Annotated in this window: 11 protein-coding genes; 1 reads left to right on the plus strand and 10 read right to left on the minus strand. The window is 49.6% G+C overall.

Annotation, left to right across the window (positions count from 1 at the left end; all coding sequences use genetic code 11):
• The 8 genes from A7975_RS26330 to rlmN form a co-directional block, all read right to left on the minus strand.
• Positions 1-1,647: an extracellular solute-binding protein gene (locus tag A7975_RS26330; protein ID WP_065387097.1), complete on the minus strand. Its 1,647-nt coding sequence runs from the start codon at positions 1,645-1,647 to the stop codon at positions 1-3.
• A gap of 29 nt (positions 1,648-1,676) precedes the next feature.
• Positions 1,677-4,034 carry a helix-turn-helix domain-containing protein gene (locus A7975_RS26335; protein WP_065387098.1) on the minus strand — a complete coding sequence of 786 codons (2,358 nt, stop codon included), beginning with the start codon at positions 4,032-4,034 and terminating at the stop codon, positions 1,677-1,679.
• Between the two features lie 203 nt (positions 4,035-4,237).
• Positions 4,238-5,365 carry a glycoside hydrolase family 88 protein gene (locus A7975_RS26340; RefSeq protein WP_065387099.1) on the minus strand — a complete coding sequence of 376 codons (1,128 nt, stop codon included), beginning with the start codon at positions 5,363-5,365 and terminating at the stop codon, positions 4,238-4,240.
• 22 nt (positions 5,366-5,387) lie between these two features.
• A complete protein-coding gene (locus A7975_RS26345) occupies positions 5,388-6,269 on the minus strand; it encodes a carbohydrate ABC transporter permease (RefSeq protein WP_053373526.1) in 882 nt (293 codons plus the stop codon).
• Positions 6,270-6,279: 10 nt separating this feature from the next.
• Complete coding sequence (locus A7975_RS26350; protein ID WP_053373525.1) at positions 6,280-7,203, minus strand: ABC transporter permease; 924 nt, start codon at positions 7,201-7,203, stop codon at positions 6,280-6,282.
• 72 nt (positions 7,204-7,275) lie between these two features.
• Complete coding sequence (locus tag A7975_RS26355; RefSeq protein WP_065387100.1) at positions 7,276-8,910, minus strand: extracellular solute-binding protein; 1,635 nt, start codon at positions 8,908-8,910, stop codon at positions 7,276-7,278.
• Positions 8,911-9,142: 232 nt separating this feature from the next.
• Positions 9,143-9,979 carry a YitT family protein gene (locus tag A7975_RS26360; RefSeq protein WP_053373523.1) on the minus strand — a complete coding sequence of 279 codons (837 nt, stop codon included), beginning with the start codon at positions 9,977-9,979 and terminating at the stop codon, positions 9,143-9,145.
• A 524-nt stretch (positions 9,980-10,503) separates the two neighbouring features.
• Positions 10,504-11,580 carry a dual-specificity RNA methyltransferase RlmN gene (gene rlmN, locus A7975_RS26365; RefSeq protein ID WP_053373522.1) on the minus strand — a complete coding sequence of 359 codons (1,077 nt, stop codon included), beginning with the start codon at positions 11,578-11,580 and terminating at the stop codon, positions 10,504-10,506.
• Between the two features lie 729 nt (positions 11,581-12,309).
• Here rlmN and A7975_RS26370 point away from each other — a divergent pair.
• Positions 12,310-14,373: an IPT/TIG domain-containing protein gene (locus tag A7975_RS26370; protein ID WP_065387101.1), complete on the plus strand. Its 2,064-nt coding sequence runs from the start codon at positions 12,310-12,312 to the stop codon at positions 14,371-14,373.
• 81 nt (positions 14,374-14,454) lie between these two features.
• On the opposite strand, the gene A7975_RS26375 is transcribed toward A7975_RS26370, so the two are convergent.
• Positions 14,455-15,150, minus strand: coding sequence for a response regulator (locus tag A7975_RS26375; RefSeq protein WP_065387102.1), 696 nt, complete (start codon positions 15,148-15,150; stop codon positions 14,455-14,457).
• Positions 15,128-16,738, minus strand: coding sequence for an ATP-binding protein (locus A7975_RS26380; RefSeq protein WP_065387103.1), 1,611 nt, complete (start codon positions 16,736-16,738; stop codon positions 15,128-15,130). The genes A7975_RS26375 and A7975_RS26380 overlap by 23 nt, the downstream gene beginning before the upstream one ends.
• Positions 16,739-16,954: the final 216 nt, after the last annotated feature.

The following is a 16,954-nucleotide window of genomic DNA, read 5'->3' on the forward strand; positions in this document are numbered from 1 at the left end:
TCACCGTTTATTATAGCGATCCAGCGCCGTTTTCTGAATTTCGATGGCACGCTGAATTTTCAGCGCCTTGATCTGAGCGACATAATCGTCAAAGCTCTCCACCGGCTCGATGCCTAAAATGATTTTCAATGACATTTCGTCTACAAGCGTCGTGACATCCAGCATAATCGCCGAAAGCTCCGTGCTCTCCATCTCTGTCTTCGGTATTTGCGGCAGCATGTTTTTGTCCGCATCGGTATTTGACCAAATTTGGATCGCGTCCTTCTGCTCCTGCAGCAAATAATATTGCTCAAGGTAACGGGTGTCTTGGACGAAGGAACCAAAGTAGCTCGCACGGCTGTACATCGCAAGCGCTTGTGATGGCGCAAGCTTATCGGGATTACGCATAATCAAGTCGGTATAGGTCGGATAGCCGTCTTTCATGACATAGCTGACGCCTTCAATGCCGAAGTTAAAAAACAAATGCCCCTCGGGGCTATAGCCAAAATCAAGCATGCGCACCGCTTCCTCTACGTTCGTGCTTTTGCTCGAAATCGCGACGCCGCCGCTGCCCATATACATATAGCTTCTTTGCCCGAATTTCGGTTTCTCGCCCTTGTGCAGGACCGGATAAGGAGCCGGCACGAACTGTGCTTGCGGCGTCTTCTCCTTAACGATCGGCTGCCATGTGCCGATGCCCGCGCCCGCATTCCATATGCTCGCTCCGCTTCTGCCTGAGATCATATTGGAATCAAGCGTTTTCGTGTCGACTGTCGCAATATTTTTATCGATCAGCCCTTCGGCGTACCATTTGCGGAACAAAGCTAGAAACGTTTTGTAGCCCGCTTCGAGCGGTCCGTATTTCACCTCGCCTTGATCGAGATAAAACCCTTTTTTAATGCCATAAGCACCGACGAACCCCCCGCTCTCAATGCCAAATAGCGGGTTAGGCACGCCCAAGAAGGTCAAAGGCGCTTCAATGCCCTTCTTTTCCTTGAATGCCTTCAATACGATATACCAATCATCGATCGTCACCGGCACTTCAAGTCCCAGCTCATCCAGCCAATCCTTGCGGATAATCGGCCCTTGATAGGTGCGCAGCAGATCATCCCCTTGAATGAACGGGAAGACATAATAGCTGCCGGCATCCGTTTTAATTTGCTTATCGATCTCGGGATGCTCGCTCAAATATTTTTTCAAATTCGGCGCATATCGGTCAATGGCATCGTTCAGCCGCAAAATATAGCCGTCGCTAATCGCCTTCTCAGGCCCGCCCGGAAAGCTGGCCCATTCGTATTCGAGCATGTCCGGCAGCTCGCCTGACGCCAGCAGGACATTGATCGCCTCCCTTGCCTGATTCGCCGGCGGCTGAATGAAATCAAGCTTCACGCCTGTGCGGCGCTGCCACTCTTGGAAGAAGGGCACCTCCTGAAAGCCCGGCTTAATGCTGCCGGCATTGCCGTTCAGCTCCGCCCAGTACGTCAGCGTCTTATCCGTCTGAATCGGATATCCATTTGCAGCGTGGTTACCCTCGGTTTGCCGCGGCTGTTCCGCATCCGGCGCTTCCTCTTCCGAGCGATTCGTTTCCGATTTGGCACATGCGGAGCAGAGAAGCGCTAATATCAACAACAGCCATAAACCGGATGCGAGCGCGCTCTTCTTTCTCATCGCCATGACCTCCTTCACTCTTTGATCCATTAATTCATTTCTTTGAATTTGCCCGGGGTAATCCCCTCATATTTTTTAAACACACGGATGAAGGTGGCGACCTCATTGTAGCCTACCTGCCTTGCGATGTCGGAGACGGAGTCCTGCTTCGATTTCATCATTTGCTTGGCCTGCTCAATGCGGTACTTATTGATGCAATCCAGCAGCCCTTCTCCCGTTTGGTTCTTGAACAGCTTCGATAAATAACTGCCCTTCAGGTCAAAATGCTCCCCGATCGTATTCACGTTCAGATTCGAATCCCGGTACTGCTCCTCGATATGTCTAGTGACCTTCAATACGAGGTCGCGAAGCGACTCGGCGCGCTCTTGCGAGACGTTGTTCTCCAGCTTCGCCGCGGCGAAGGCGCAAACCTCCTTCAGCAGCATTTGCAGCTCCTGCTTCATCTCCAGTATCGTATCGCATGCGATAATTTTGTCCATCCATAGAGGGTTGTCCCCCAAAATGCTGCTTTCGCCGTCGCCAAGCTCATTAATCGCCTTGACCATCGTTCCAACCAAATTAAAGATCAGGCATCTAGCAAGCGTCAGCGACATAATCGGCTTATTAAAGTTGCGGTCGGTTACATCGTCCATAAACTTGGACGCCTGCCCATAGTCGCCTATCTTGATGAAATTGATAATCTGCTGCTCGACCTGCAGCGGATAATAGTAGCCAAACGCAAGATTGTCCGCCGAATCTCTGCGAATCTCGTCATACGTAATAATTTCCTGCTTGCCGAGCACCATCTTGTACGCCATCGCGTCAACCGCCTCGCGATAAGCCTCCGCAATGCCCGGCAGCGAAGCGTGAATGCCTCCGATGGAGACGGTTAGGTCCATCTGGTAGCGGAGCAGAAACCGCTGCGCTTCCGTCGCTATCGCATGCAGCTCCTCCTTCAAATGAGCGGAGCCTGCCCCGCCAAAATTGACCAAACATACCATCATATCATCGACCTCGGCGACATAGCCGGCATGGTGGTAATGGCTCACCAGCTCCTCAACCACATTCGTAATAATAAATTGCAGAAGCTTGCGCCTCTCGTTATTGTCGATGCCCGGCAGCTTGGAGGAAAGGCTCTCATCGTTTTCCACCACAAATAAAATAACGGCAAAATCATCCGACAGCAGCTGCATATTGAATGATTTAAACGCCTCTTCATAAGGGATGACGGTTTCCAGCTTCCCTTTTAACAATCGATTGAGCATATTTGAGCGCAGCACATTCTGATGAATCTGGAATTGCAGCACGATTTTTTCCTTTTCGCTTCTCGTATTTAGTATCGCTCTTTGGATAAAGCTCAGCTCATTCCAATCGGTCTGCTCCTCGTAGCTGTTCTTGTCGGTGAGCGACTGCACTAGCTGCTGAATGGGCGAATAGTTGCGGCGCATGAAAAACCAAGTCAGCACGCCCGCTCCCACCAGGCTGATTAAGATGCTGATATAGGTGAATCTCCGCACATACTCCGCCTTCTCCCAATAAATGCTGCTTGGAATAACGAGCACGTACTTTAACTCGGATACGGAGGATTGGACGTAGAACAGCTCCGAATCGCCATCCCGCGTCGGCGTGTACATGACCTGATTGCCCTCTCTCAGCCGTTTCAATAAGAGATCCTGATTGATCGACACCGGCAAATTGGACAGCAGCACCTGATTGTCCTCATTGAGGATAAGCACCTGCCCGCCGCTAAATCCGGATATGCTCTCAATCGCCTTTTGGAACCTAACCATGTCAGCCATGACCACGACCGTGCCTGTTTCCTTGCCGTTTAAATCCTTGGGCAAATGCGTCAGATAAGCGATTCCCGTCTGCGGCTTGGCCGAATCCACATGCGGAAGCAGCAAAAACCGGTTATGCGGCGTATGGTGAATCGTGTCCGTCCACTGCTCATAATTCATCGTTCCCGTATCATGCATCGTCTTGAAAGCGGTTTCCACATCTCGCACGTTGCCTGAACGAAGCACCGCCTCCTCTTGATCCCATGTTACGTAAAACTCATCAATGGAAGCATAGGAGGTCTGATACATGCGGAATTCCTTTACTAATTGATAGGCGGTGAACTGGGCATCGCCTGGCGTTTTGCTTGAATACATCAAATCCTGCAGCTTCGCATTCCACGTAATTTCCATCGTTAGACGCTTCATTAAATCGATTTGCGTATCAATCGTATATCGAACCTGCCGGAGCATGGAGTCGTTGGCACGATGAATTTCGCTCTTCAGCGCTTCGCCGGATTGCGAGTAGACAATCAAACTGATGATCATAGGAACAAATAAGACGGCGCTGTAGGAGAGAAGCCATGTGAAAATAATGCTTTTTCGTTTTTGCCACAAAGAGTTGAACTTCAAACGGATCCCCTCATATCTGATTATGTTTTGAACGAATAGGGAATTGTCTTCACCGTATCCTTATTATAACCATCATGGCAAGGGGAGGAATGTTCAAAAAGTTCAAAACGATTGACAAAAAAGCGATTTTGCACCGTATTTGCGTGTTGGGGCAACGAAAATAGCCCGAATGGACGGTGCCCATTCGGGTGGGGATAGTGTGGTTAGAAAATGCGATGCTTCCAGCCTGCCAGCTTCGCAATCGCTTCAACGAAGAAATAATCGCCATAAATCAGAGACACATCTACATTTTGCCCAGCGGGTTTATGGCCTGTGCCATGAAGAAGAATCGCCTCATGCTCCTCGTTCTCCCACGTTCCGTAATTCTCGTATAGGGATAACAGAATGCGTTCAGCCGCTTCCCGGTAAATTCGACCCTCGGCATCCGGCAGGCTGTCGGCAAGCTCAAGAAGACCCGATGCCGCGCATGCGCCTGCGGAAGTATCCCTCGGCTCGTCAACGAGGCTCGCTCCGGCCCGGAAATCCCAATGCGGCACATGGTCCTCCGGCAAATGAGCGATGAAGAAATGCGCGACGCGCCGAGCGGCATGCAGGTATGCAAGGTCGCCCGTATGCCGGTACGTATTCGCCATGCCGTACAAAGCCCAAGCAGCCCCTCTGCTCCAGCCGGAATTCGGCGCGTAGCCTTGACCGCCCAACACCTCGATATTCTCGCCCGTGCTTGGATCGAAGCTCACGATATGATTGACGGACCCATCCTCGCGGATAAAATGCTTGAGCACCGTATCCGCATGCGCCCTCGCTACCTGTTCAAAGCGCGGATCGCCTGACTGCTCGGTCGCCCAGAACAATAACGATAAATTCATCGACGTATCGATGATCGACCACCCGTGTTTATCGCTGTTCCACGCCCGGATGAACCTGCCTGCCAAGTTAAATCGACCCGCTAGAAAGTTAGCCGCGAACAACCCACGGCGAGCCGCGTCCTCATCCTGCGTCAGCATATGCTTCATAACGGCAGTCGGCAGAAACTGAAAGCCTACGTCATGGTCGAAATAGTTCGGCTCCAGCATTCGCTGCTCCATCCGCTCATCCCAGCTCCATGCGGCGTCCTTGTAATGCGCCTTGCCCGTCATATCATTCAGCAGCCACAGCATGCCCGGCCAAAAGCCGGAGGTCCACCAGTCGATGCGCTGATCGTCGTAAATGCCGTCTTCTTTAGCCACATGCGGCGATTTGTCGCCTATGAGAACAATCATCCGGTCTACCTTGCGCTGGATTTGCTCCCAGATCAAAGGAACATCCAGCTTTTTTTGCAATACGTTCATCATCGTACTCCTCTCCGTTATCGAATTACCCTTTCAAAGAACCTACCATTACGCCCTTCACGAAGAAGCGCTGTACGAATGGATAGACGCATAGGATCGGCACGGTCGCGACCATAATCGTCGCATACTTGATCGTCTCGCCGATTTGATGGCGATCTCCGGCGCTCGCTCCCGCAGACATGCTTTCGGTCGAATTGGCGATTAGAATCTCTCTGAGCACCAACTGCAGCGGGTAAAGATCCCTGCTCTTAATAAACACCGACGCATAGAACCAGCCATTCCATTTATCAACCGCGTAATAAAGGATCATAACGGCGATAACCGGCATGGAGAGCGGAATGATAATGCGGAACAAGATCGTAAAATGATTCGCGCCGTCGATCTTCGCCGACTCCTCCAAGCTCTCCGGTATGCCCATAAAGGCGGTACGCATTATGATTAGGTTGAATGTGCTGATCGAGAAAGGAATGATCGTCGACCATAACGAATCGAGCAGCCCTACTCCTTTTACAACGAGGTACAAAGGAATAAGTCCCCCGTGGAAAAACATCGTGAAAATGATAAACACCATAAAACCGTTGTTAAGCAGCACGTTTCTGCGGGACAGCACATAGGCGCCCAGCGCAGTCATGACCAAGTTGACGGACAAGCCGGCAATTACGATAAACAGCGTGTTGCGGTAGCCGATCATAATGCCCGGGTTCGCGATAACGCTCTTGTACGCCTCGAGGCTAAAGCCCAGCGGCTTCCATAGAACTCCTTTATGGACAATGAGCTGGCCCGCGTCGCTAAAGGATGCGAAGAGCACGTAGAGCAACGGATACAACGTGACGACAACGAGAAAGATGAGAACCGCATAAATGCCGCCGTCAAAGATTTTATCGAATACACTCGATTTCTGTTTCATATGCTTCACCTCACCATAAGCTGCTTTTGTTAACCTTGCGGCTGATATAATTCGCGGTAATCAGCAGTACCAGATTGATCACGGAATTAAACAAGCCTACTGCCGAGCTGTAGCTCCAGCCAAATTCGAGGAGCCCCTTGCGGTATACGAAGGACGAAATGACGTCAGCCGTCTCGTATGTGATCGGATTGTACAGCAATATGATTTTCTCAAAGCCGACATTGAGCAGATTGCCCATACGAAGAATAAGCATGATGGCAATCGTGGGCATAATGCCCGGCAGCGTAATATAGAACATCTGCTTGATTCGACTGGCCCCATCCATTCGCGCAGCCTCATACTGCTCCACATCGATGCTCATTAACGCCGCGATATAGATGATGGATTCCCAGCCGATACGCTGCCAAATCTCAGATAAAATGTAGATCGGACGGAATAGCTCCGGCTTCTGAAGCATCGCTTGGCCATCGTAGCCAAAGAGCATAAGCAATCTATTGATAACGCCGTCAGCATTCGTAAAGTCGGTAATAATTCCGCAAATGACAACGAGCGAAATAAAATACGGCATATACGTAATCGTCTGCGCTACGCGCTTGAACGATTTGCTGCGAACCTCATTTATTAGCAGAGCCAATATAATCGGTGCGGGAAATTCAAAGATCAAGGAATAGAGGCTGATGACGATCGTGTTTTTTAGAATCCGCCAAAAATAATAGCTTTGAAAAAAATCGGAGAAATGTTTGAGCCCTACCCAATCGCTCCCCAAAATGCCTTTCATCGGGGAGTATTCCTTAAAGGCAATCAATGCCCCGTACATAGGCGCATAGTGGAAAATAAGATAATACGCGATAACGGGAAGCATCATAAGATAGAGATACTTATTCAACATGAAATCGCGCACGTATCGGTTTGCTGTTTTTTGCGTATTTGCCATATGGTTCTCACCTCAATCCAAATTGAGAGAGAGGGCTTGATAGGCAGGCCCTCTCTCCAGAGCTCTTATCCCTTACCGTTTGTTGTAGCGATCCAAAGCGGCTTGTTGGATTTCAATCGCGCGGTCCAGCTTGAGCGATTTCATTTTTTCAACGTAACTTGCGTACTGGCCAACCGGCTCCGAGCCTAAAATGATTTTCAACGTCATTTCATCAACGAGCGTGTTGATATCATTCATGATCGTTGCGTATTCCGAGCTCTCTTCCGGCGTTGGCGTAATCGGCGGCAAGCTGTATTTGTCCGCATCCGTCTTCTGCCAAATGCCCACCGCGTCACGCTGCGTTTGCAGGGCAAAGAATTGCTCGGCGTACCGCTTGTCCTGAATGAACGGCCCGTTGTAGCTGCCGCGGGCGTATAGCGAAATCGCTTGTGCCGGTGCCAGCTTGTCCGGGTTCTTCATAAGCAGGTCCGTATACTTCGGATATCCGTCCTCTAGGTTGTAGCTGACGCCCTCCGTACCGAAGTTGAAGAACATTCTGCCTTCCTCGCTGTAGCCGTAATCCAGCATTTTCACGGCGAGAACCGGATCTTTTGCCGTTGCAGAAATAGCAACCGTACCCTCTGATGCATAAGCCTTATGCTTTTGCCCGAACTTTGGCGTTTCCCCTTTGTTCAAGACCGGGTATGGCGCTGCGACCAATACGGCTTTCGGATCGCTGCCCTCTACGAGCGGCTGCCACTTGCCGATACCGCCGCCGGCATTGCCGACCGATGCGCCTGTTGCTCCTGAAGCCATATTGCCATCCAATGATTTGGTGTCCGCCGTAGCGATGTTCTTGTCCAGCAAGCCGTCACCGTACCACTGGCGGAACAAGCTCAAATACTCTTTAAAGCCGTTTTCGGCAGGGCCGAATTTGACCGTTCCGTCCTCCAAATAGAAGCCGCGCGTTACGCCGAATGCGCCAATAAAGGCACCGTTGCCGGATTCGTTAAAGAAACGCGGCTTGCTCACGACTGCGAAAGGCGCCGCTGCCCCCTTCTTCTCCTTAAACGCCGTCAGCGTTTTCGTCCAGTCCTCAATCGTTTCCGGCACTGGCAGGCCTAGCTCATCAAGCCAATCCTTACGAATGATCGGACCTTGGAATACGCGCAAATACTCGTCGCCTCTAATGAACGGGAACGCGTAGTAGCTGCCGCTGTCGGTTTTGACCATCTTATCGATGTCGGGATTGTCCTGTAAAAACTTCTTGAGGTTAGGCGCATGCTTGTCTATCAGATCATTCAGCTTCAAAATATAGCCGTCTTTGATGGCTTTCTCAGGCCCCCCTGGAAAGTCGCCCAAATAGTTGTACTCAATCATGTCCGGCAAATCGCCGGAGGCCAGCATAACGTTAAGCGCTTCTTTCGTTTGACCGGTAGGCGGCGCCGTAAACTCGAGCGATACGCCGGTTTTCTTTTGCCAATCCTGGAAAAAAGGGATTTCATCATGCGTCGGCTTTACCCCAATCAGGTTCCCGTTAATTTCTCCCCAGTAGGAAAGCTTCTTATCGGTCTTAATCGGATATACGGTTGCTTCCGTGCTTGTCTCTGTATTATTAGTAGTGCCCTCATTCGTGCTGCCGCCTGCCTTATCCCCTTGCGAAGAACAAGCGATGAGCGACGTGCCAATCATCGTAAAGATTAAAGCAGAAGTTAACAGTCTCTTCATTTCGTAACCTCCGTAAATAATATGGTGAGATGCATCTCTTCCACAGATTAACGAAAACGGCATGCCGCCGATATGAGCAAAACAAGAGATTTCGTTGCGATTTCATGCCTGAGACGTAACGATTTATCCAAAGCAATAGACAAAATCGGAAATTCCAGTCATTTTCACGTCAAAAAAAGGCCCCCAGATCACGGAATGATCAAGGAGCCTTAGCTGCAATATACCAATTATGCTATTTCGAAATATCGATAAAGCCTTCGCCAAATACGTCCCGCACGTCGTGAATCGTAATAAAAGCATTTTTATCGACGGCTTTGACGATTTTTTTCAGCTGGCTCAGCTCTTGCTTGCCAATGACAATGTAGAGAATTTCCTTCGGTTTTTGCGTATAATGCCCGCGCCCATAAATGACCGTAACCCCTCGATCCATCACCACCGTTACTTGCTCGGCAATTTTGGCCTGCTCCTCGGAAATGATCGTGACCGCTTTTTTCGGATTAACGCCTTCAATGATGAAATCCATCGTCTTCGTTCCGATATAAAGCATGACGATCGTGAGCATAAGCGCCTCCGCCCCTATAATGAAATAGGAAGAGAATGCGACGATCAAATCAAAAAACAGCAGCGCATAGCTAATGTTCCAGTCCAAAAACTTGTTCGCGATTCTTGCCAAAATCGTTGTGCCTGCGGTCGTCCCGCCAACTCTTATAATAAGGCCGATCCCAATTCCGCCAAATAATCCGCCAAAAATAGCGTTAACCATTCTTTCATCCGATGCGACGTTCCAATCCGCCGTTAAATGAAGAAACAGGGAATGGAACGCGACTGCCGCAATCGTATAGATGACGGCTCTCTTATCCAAGAAGCGATAGCCCACGATGAGCAGGAACGAGTTGAAGATCAAGCTCATTAGCCACGGCGCCCACCCGAACACATAATATAAAATAATCGTTATCCCGGTAACGCCGCCTTCGCCAAGCTCGTTCGGAATAACAAATAAATTGATTGATAATGCAAAAACAAATGCCCCTAACATAATCATAAGCATATCCAGCGAAATCTTCTTCATCTTCAAACACCCTTCTTAACAATAAATGTAACTTTCAGCAAATCCATCTTATCAGATAATGTATGGAAGCAGAAGGCTATCACGTTAACGCAAAAAAGGGGCTGTTCAAAAGGACTAAACTCGCTAGGGCATGAGGTCGGTGGAGTAAAGGAGATTTTCAGCGGACAGAGGATCCTTTATTTTTCTAATTCAGCGATATTTGTGGCATTAGCGGACTCAGGTTCCGCTAATCACTCAGAAAACCCAATATTGACCTCGTTTAAATGGAAATAACGGATCTACTGTCCGCCTATTACGACAAAATGGTCAAAACGCAAATATAACGGAACTACAGTCCTCTCATTATCTGACACAAAACAGTAATTCTGAATAAGAAGGTCTCAATCAATTAAAAAAGCCTCCAACCACACCTTGAAAGTGGAGTTGGAGGCTTAGCTTTCTTATGATCCGCACTTCAAAGGCGGACAAAAGAAACCATGATATGGCTTTGGAACAGACTCTTTGTAGACTAAAGCTTACCGAGTTTAGCCGATTTGAAGCTCCTTGGATTTTTTGATCTGCTTGCTTCTCAGCTGTCCGCAAGCCGCATCAATATCCGTACCGTGCTCTAGACGCACGCTGCAGCTGACGCCTTGCTTCTTCAGCGTATCATAGAAAGCCCGTACCGTTTCGCGGTCGGTTCTTTGATATTGGCTATGCTCATCCACCGGATTGTACGGAATAAGGTTCACGTTAGCCAGACTGCGCCGATCGCCAATCAGCTCTGCAAGCTCCAAAGCATGCTCCCGCTGATCGTTAACATCCTTGAGCAAAATATATTCGAGCGTAATTCTCCGATTGGTCTTCTCCAAATAATAATCGATCGATTCCATTAATTTCTCGATGGGGATCGCCCGGTTGATTTTCATAATTCGCGTTCTCAGCTCATTGTTCGGCGCATGAAGGGAAACCGCAAGGTTAACCTGCAAGTCGGAGTCCGCGAACTCTTCGATTTTTTTGGCAAGGCCGCTGGTCGATACCGTAATGTGTCTAGCTGCGATAGCAAGACCCTTCTGGCTCTTGATAATGCTGATAAAGTCGGACAGGTTCTCGAAATTATCGAACGGCTCGCCGATGCCCATGACGACAACGTGGCTGACCTGCTCACCCTGCTGCGCTTGGTCCAGGTGAATCTGCACCTTCATAATCTGCTCGACAATTTCGCCGCCGCTTAAGTCGCGGCTCTTGGCAAGCAAGCCGCTCGCGCAGAAGCTGCAGCCAATGTTGCAGCCAACCTGGGTGGTAACGCAAACCGACAAACCAAATTTATGTCTCATCAATACCGTCTCAATCAAATTGCCATCACTCAGCTTGAACAAAAACTTATTGGTTCCGTCCGCTGATTGCTGCCTAGTATGCTCGCTAAGCGTCTGAATGACAAAATGCTCGGACAGCAATTGAATGCACTCTTCCTTCACATCGATCATATCCGCAAAGGCCGTTACCCGCTTCCGGTACAGCCAATCCCATACCTGAGATGCCCTGAATTTCGTATATCCATGCATGATCAACCATTCCGTCAGTTGATCAAACGTTAATCCATAAATGGATGCTTTATTCATGTCTTACCCTCTTTTCAAAACTTCAATATGCAATGCTGCTCTGCCTAACCAGCCGAAACAAACAATCTGCTTATTATTGTCCCAAAATTGCATCATTAAAACAAGGGGAGATAGGCAGTTATTTAGCCAATACGCCAAAAAGACGGCTGATAACGGTAGATCAGCCGCCTTCTATCGGATATCGTTTATTGCTTCGTCAAATTCAGCTCTAGCCGCACCGTCAGATCGTTCTCGGTTTCCAGTACGACGGTATGCGGATTTTCCATGCCAAAACCAGAAAATTGCATGGTGGATGTCCCAGATCGGCTAAGACTGAACGACGGAGAAAGAAAGCGTGAACGAAGCGGTGCTGCTGCCCTTTAGCCCTCCCGCTTAATTAGAAGCGTCAAGGACCGGATGCGCGTCCTTTGCGCTATTTGTATTTGCCGATGTGTATATTTTCAACATGATAAAGTTGATTTTCTGACGTTTACGAAAGCGCTTTCGATTGCTATACTTTGGATGAAATTAACAAATATAAGGCGGACGGCGAAGAGGCGCAACGATTTAACGTATACTTGAATGCGCTTACAAAAGAGGGACAAACCCTTCTGTTGTAATACATACTTCAAGCGAAGAGGAGGGGATTTATATTTAAAGCGGCATGATCGAGCGAGGATAATGATAGGCTCCGTATCCGGCTATCTTCTTCACGATTCACAACCATTCATTTAAGGAGTGACTATAAACATGTTAACTTCATTCAAAAAAAGCTATGCGCTCGTTTTATTAGCTTTCATTATGGTTGTACAGATTACTTTGCTTCCGGCCGGCCGTGCGGAGGCTGCAGCGGATTACGCGCTTGCTTCCGACCGGGCATACGCTTGGCTGAAGGCGCAGCAGGATTTAACCGCAGGTTTTAGCGTTGACGGAATGGTAGACAGCTTCGATGATTGGTGGAATGCGAACGACCGCGTTCAAATCGTTTATACTTACGACCAAGCCGTTGCGGCCATTGCATTCATGCTGAAAAATGACCGCGTGCGCGCAGAGAAAGTTTTGAACAAGATGGCTCAGTTCCAAGATCCGGACGGCTCCTGGATTAATTCGTATTGGTGGAACGGCGCAGGCGAGGAAATCCGGAAGCATGTAGGGCCGGTCGCTTGGATGGCAATGGCCTATATGGCGTATGAGAAAAAGTACGGCTCCACCACCTACCAGCCTAATGTGAAGAAGTCGCTCGATTGGATCGTCTCTTTCCAGAAGGCAAACGGCGGCATCTCCGGAGGCACGACGACATGGGATGTGCCAGGTGCGGTGACAAACGAAGTATGGACTTCAACGGAGCATAACCAGGACGTATACAATTTGCTGAAGTATTACGCGAACATTTTCCCGGACCGTACGACTACTTACAATAATGCAGCGACAGGCGTGAAAACGTTCCTAGATAACGTGGTATGGAATGACACGCTCAAGCGCTGGAACGGCGGCTGGAAAAACGATACGAACCTGCTCGATCCGTCTGTTCCAATGGACGTCAACCCTTGGGGCGTGCTCGCACTGGGCTTGTCGGGCACTCGGGATTATAAGCAATCCCTTGCCTACGTAGACAACGCAAACGGAACAGGCACGACTTCAAGTCCAAAATACGTGCAGACGCTGACTTATGACGATGCAGGCAACCTGATGACGGCTTACGATTTCGACTGGCAATATGACTGCGCGGCGGCAACAACCCAGACGGGAGCGCCAAACGGACAGAAATGCGCAGATATTTGGCTCGAAGGGTCCGCCTTCATGTCAACGGCACATTTTATGAACGGCAATACGGCCAAAGCGGATTCCATTCTAGACGAGATGATCAAGAAGCAAGGAACAAGCGGCACGCTTCTTGGCGGCTTGCCATACTCGCTTAAAGGCTCCAACAACAGCTACTGGAAAATGAGCCAGCAAAACTGCGTTTCCAGCACCGGCTGGCTTATCATTGCGATTGCCCGCTTCAATCCGTTTACGGGCAATGCATTAACAGGCGGCGGTGGCGGAGTCGTATCGCCTAGCATTGGCAGCCTTAGCCCAGCGGCAGGAGCGGCTGGCTCGAGCGTGACGATCACAGGCACTAACTTTGGCGCAACAAAAGGAGCTTCTACTGTAAAATTCGGCTCAGCAACAGCGGCGACAACGGCTTGGTCCGCGACTTCCATTACCGCGACTGTTCCTGCTGGACTTGCCTCAGGCGCAGCTAACGTCACGGTTACCGTTAACGGCACGGCCAGCAATGCTGCTGCTTTCACCGTCACGACCGGCTCTGGAGGCATTTCATCCAACGTGCTATATGTCCGCTCGGGCGCTGCTCTAAGCTTTACCGCTGGCACAGGTACGTCAAGTGACGCCATTACGGGCGCAGGCGGCACGAATCATGATGGCACGCCGGCTAATGAGCGGACTTACACGATCAGCGGCATCAACGGAACCTACGACTCTTCCAAGTCGACCGCATTCGATTTGTTTGTAGATGCTGGCACTGCAGTAGGCAGCGGCGTGCAAGTGCAGGTCATTTATGACTTCAACGGCAACGGAACCTCGCTGCGCACCGAGACTTATAACTATTTTGCGACCAATCCCGTGACCGACTGGGAGATTTATACGCAAACGAATGGAATCAAGACGGCATCCGGCTCATTCGCCAACATGGCAAACGGCAAAATTACGATTAAAGTATGGAACGCCATTGGCAATGGCGGCTCGACCCTTCGAGTAGATGCATCAACAGCGAATGGACAGCAGTCCAAGATCAGCATTCCGTTTCATTAATCCAAATCAAAAGCAGCCTTCGTCCCTGCGGATGTTGGCTGCTTTTGATTTGCCTGCTCTTCGGCTCTCCGCCTCGGGCTATCAAGGCTGCTGCGTTCTCTGATACACCCGCTCCGGCCTTCCTACCGTTCCATAGGAAATATCGGCGACCATTTCCCCCTTGCCGACAAAATACTCCAAGTAACGCCTCGCGGTCGTACGGCTAAAACCGGCTCTCTTGCCAAGCTCCTCCGCCGTCAGCACCTCCGGGCAATTTTGAATAATAGCAAGAATCTTCTCGCTCGTTATTTTATCAATCCCTTTAGGAAGATACGTCTCCTTGTCGCCTCTGTCATTCGAGCCCCACAGCAGCTGATCAATCCCTTCTTGATCCACCTGTTTGTTTGCCCCTCCGAGCAGTTGCATCTGCTGATGGTATCTCTGGTAGGTCTTCAGCTTCTCTTGGAACCTCTCAAAGACGACCGGCTTAATCATGAAATCGTACACGCCCCCGCGAATGGCTTCACGCACCGTATCAAATTCCTTCGCTGCCGTAATGATAATGACGTCGGTTAACGGATTTTTCCGTTGGATATGCTGCAGCAGCTCAAGCCCGTTCATATCAGGAAAATAGAGATCCAGCAGCACGAGATCCGGCTCCAAAATGTCTAGATGGTCATTCGCCTGCTGTTTGTCCGTAGCAATGCCAACCACCTCGAAACCCTCGATCTTTTCTACGAAACGGCAGTTAATTTGCGCAATGCGAAGATCATCCTCAATGATGAGCACTCGTATCATAGCTATCTCCCCTTATCTTTGGAATCACAACAGCAAACGTGACGCCTCCCTCTGGGCGGTTGCGGAAGCTGATCGAGCCTCCTAGCTGCTGCACCGATTGCTGCACGTTCGATAAGCCAAATCCACGATTCGCCTGCTTCTTTGTAGAGAATCCCATCTCGAAGAGGCGGCCTGCGTTCTCTTCCGATATGCCGAGTCCGTTGTCCGAAATCTCGATGGCTAGATCAAGGCCGGTATCACTTAGTAACACCGTAATCTGTTTAACTGGAGCGCTGGACTCAAGCACGGAATCAAACGCGTTATCAATGAGATTGCCGATAACTGTAACCAGCTGATTGCGGCTAATGGCACTAGGAATCGCTTTGAACGTACTTCTCCGATCAATTTCAAGATTGACCTTCAGCTCGTTCGCGCGATTGAATTTGCCGATAAGAATTCCGCCTATGATCGGATCTGGAATTTCGTGAAGCAGGAAGTGAATCAAGTTCTGATGCACATCCGTTTCATGCGTAATAAGGTCCATAGCCTCCTGATACGATTCCAGCTGGATGAGCCCATAGATCGTATAGAGCTTATTGGAGTACTCATGCGACTGTGCACGAAGCGCCTCGGTATATCGCTTCACTTGCGTCAGCTCCTCCGTTAAGCGAAGCAGCTCGGATTTATTGCGGAAGCTGGACACCGCCCCAACGACCTGCTGTTGATGATTGTAAATCGGCAGACGATTCACTACGACAAGGCTTTCATTGATGACCATTTCCTGGTCTCGCTCCGCCTCGCCGGATTTGATGACCTCCAGCAGCCGAGATCCCGGAATGACTTCCTGGACATGGCGCCCGGTCATTTCCATCGTTTCATTTGGATCGATGAGCATTAGTGCCGTGTGATTGACAAGCGTAACGGTGCCTTCCGTATTTACGGCAATAATGCCCTCGTGAATGGTCTCCAGAATAGCACGCTTCTCCTGATACAGCATGCCGATCTCCTTTGGCTCCAGCCCATGAATGGACCGTTTCACGCTATTGGCTATCGCAATCGCCCCGCCGCAGCCTACCATTAGCGCAATGGCGGCAAATAAGATCATTTCATTCCGGTACGCTTGTGCCGAAGCTTCTATATCCTTGACTAGAATTCCCACCGATACGATTCCTATGATCTGGTTGTGATCGTCATAGATCGGCGTCTTCCCCCGCAATGAGGGTCCCATTGATCCGACCGCCTTGGAAATAATCGATTCGCCTTGCAGCACTGGGCCGTTGTCCCCTCCGACCATTTCCTTTCCGATTCGATCCGGTATAGGATGCGCATAACGGATGCCTTCCCGGTTCCCAATGACGATGTATTCAGCATCCGTCTCCATCCGTATTTTCTCCACGATCGGTTGAATGGTCGCTGACGGGTTCGCATCATCAAACGCATCCCCTATGACATCCATTAACGCTACCGTCTTTGCTATTTTCAAGGCCGAGGAGCCTACGCTCTTCTCCAAGTTATTGACGAGCATCCTCTCGAAGCTGAAGGTCAATGCGATAATAATGATGAATAATAAGCTGCCAATCAGCAAAATCAGCCTCGTTTGTAATCGCATACATTTTCCTCCTTGCAAAGACATTTCTCTAAGCGATGCGGCACTGTCTTTATTGTAAGCTACAAGCCTGATGGAATATAGACCTTAGTGTCCCATCTGCCCGTAATTTATATGAACAAAATTAACAAAATAATTGTTTTAGAGCTTATATCGTTATTCTGTTCAAGCGAAATACGCGATGCTAATATGAATGCATAGCTCAGGTAAGCGCTTTCA

Source organism: Bacillus sp. FJAT-26390, assembly GCF_001682865.1.
Taxonomy (GTDB): Bacteria; Bacillota; Bacilli; order Paenibacillales; family Paenibacillaceae; genus Pristimantibacillus.

Bases quoted from the DNA above. Each gene is read 5' to 3' on its own strand.
- A7975_RS26345 (WP_053373526.1), bottom strand. From the start codon at position 6,269: ATGAAACAGAAATCGAGTGTATTCGATAAAATCTTTGACGGCGGCATT.
- A7975_RS26380 (WP_065387103.1), bottom strand. From the start codon at position 16,738: ATGCGATTACAAACGAGGCTGATTTTGCTGATTGGCAGCTTATTATTC.
- A7975_RS26375 (WP_065387102.1), bottom strand. From the start codon at position 15,150: ATGATACGAGTGCTCATCATTGAGGATGATCTTCGCATTGCGCAAATT.
- A7975_RS26360 (WP_053373523.1), bottom strand. From the start codon at position 9,979: ATGAAGAAGATTTCGCTGGATATGCTTATGATTATGTTAGGGGCATTT.
- A7975_RS26355 (WP_065387100.1), bottom strand. From the start codon at position 8,910: ATGAAGAGACTGTTAACTTCTGCTTTAATCTTTACGATGATTGGCACG.
- A7975_RS26350 (WP_053373525.1), bottom strand. From the start codon at position 7,203: ATGGCAAATACGCAAAAAACAGCAAACCGATACGTGCGCGATTTCATG.
- A7975_RS26330 (WP_065387097.1), bottom strand. From the start codon at position 1,647: ATGAGAAAGAAGAGCGCGCTCGCATCCGGTTTATGGCTGTTGTTGATA.
- A7975_RS26370 (WP_065387101.1), top strand. From the start codon at position 12,310: ATGTTAACTTCATTCAAAAAAAGCTATGCGCTCGTTTTATTAGCTTTC.
- rlmN (WP_053373522.1), bottom strand. From the start codon at position 11,580: ATGAATAAAGCATCCATTTATGGATTAACGTTTGATCAACTGACGGAA.
- A7975_RS26340 (WP_065387099.1), bottom strand. From the start codon at position 5,365: ATGATGAACGTATTGCAAAAAAAGCTGGATGTTCCTTTGATCTGGGAG.